Genomic DNA, 1,600 nt, shown 5'->3' on the forward strand with positions numbered 1-1,600 from the left:
AATATGTGACGTCACGGCTATGGCTGGTGCTTGTGCTGGATGTTGCGACGCGCATGCCACTCGGCTGGACGCTGACCGATGCCCCGAACCATGAGGCCACTTTGGATGCTCTGCGGATGGCGACACGGGGCAAAGAGCGCGAGAAAATCATATTTGGGTGTGATTGCGATCCAATGCCTGCGGTCGGGTTGGCTTGTGTCGCAAACGACAATGGCTCCGGCCTGCGCAATGGGGCCGTGAAGACGGCGCTTTTAGGAGCGGGGGCCCAGGTGGTCGATGTTCGAGCCTATCACTCTGGCGACACGCCCTTCGTCGAGCGGATGTGGAGCACGATGGAAAGCCAGCTTATCAATTTGCTTCATGGCTACACAGGGCGCAAAGCGGGACATCTCAAAGGCTACGATGCCAAGAAGAATGCAGTGATTTTCCGCGAAGAGCTCTTTCGCCTGATCACGCGCTATCTGATCGACGAATACCCATACCAAAATCACTATGGGACAACGATGTTCGGGCGTTCCCCGATCCACGTCGCGACGCAGCTTGCAGAGGAAGGCTGGGCCATCGCCGTTCCATCTCCGCAGGATCGGCGATTGCATCTTGGGTGGCGCAAGGAAGCCATGATCACTGACGAAGGCGTGAAAGTGTTCGGCCTGCCATACAACTCCCCCGAGCTTCAAAAATTCCGCGACAGCACCAAGCGCAAAGTTGCCGTATTTTGTGACCCTGATTGCGTGAATGAAGTCACTGTAATTGTCGAGGGGCATCCGGCCCCAATTTGCGTGGATCTGAGTTGGACAGAAATGCGCGATATGACCATTCCTGAGGTTCTGGCGCATTACGAGGAACTGCGCAGGAACGATCCCGCCAATCTGAAGGACACGCGTGTTCGCCTGGCGCGCTTGCGCCAGGAAAGGTTTGATTATCTGAAGAGCAAGGCCATCGAAAACGGTCTTGCCCGGAGTTACATGACGCGCGAGGAGGCCGAAAAGAAAGCCGCCGTGCTCACCGCTGGCATGCAGTCGTCGGAACCGAAAATCACCGAGGGCACGGTTGCGCCGGGTACGCTCGCGGATCTGGAGTGTGATCCCTTCGCATTTGACATCGGCGATGGATTTGCGTCGCCAATTAAGGGCGATTTGACGTCCAATACTCAGGACGAGCGCGCCGTATTCGGTCGCCCGGAACACGCGGGGAAGCTGAAATGAGTTTCCTCGATACAGCCGTGGCCTCGAAAATCGCAGCCCTCAAAGCCCTGCATTATGATTTCCCGCGCGCAAACGATTTGCGCGCGGGGATAGCTTGGATGATCACTGACTATTGGGCCAAAGCCTCTGCGAGCCAGAGTTTTGAGGCCCGCGGCCTGATGGTGACGGGGCCGTCGCGCATCGGCAAAACCGGAGAAATCCGCCACCAGCTTGATCAGCTCAACGATGGATCAACCCTCATGCCAGATGGGCGCCCCGCGCGTATCGTCAGCGTTATGCTCAAAGGAACTATGTCGTGGAAGGACCTTGGCGTTCACACCCTGCGGGAAGGTTTTGCTCTTCCAACATCGGGGCGAATGACGCAGCGCGAAATCTGGGACATGGTCGGCTTCCAT

Annotated in this window: 1 protein-coding gene and 1 pseudogene; both read left to right on the forward strand. The window is 57.2% G+C overall.

Annotated features, from left to right (window positions below):
- Window positions 1-1,205 (forward strand): Mu transposase C-terminal domain-containing protein (locus C8N42_RS21250; RefSeq protein WP_146168314.1); only part of this gene is annotated, 1,205 nt, incomplete at its 5' end.
- Window positions 1,202-1,600: pseudogene (locus tag C8N42_RS21255) on the forward strand (ATP-binding protein); the annotation flags it as partial. The gene C8N42_RS21250 and the pseudogene C8N42_RS21255, both read left to right, overlap by 4 nt.

This window comes from Celeribacter persicus (genome assembly GCF_003050785.1).
Lineage (GTDB): Bacteria > Pseudomonadota > Alphaproteobacteria > Rhodobacterales > Rhodobacteraceae > Celeribacter > Celeribacter persicus.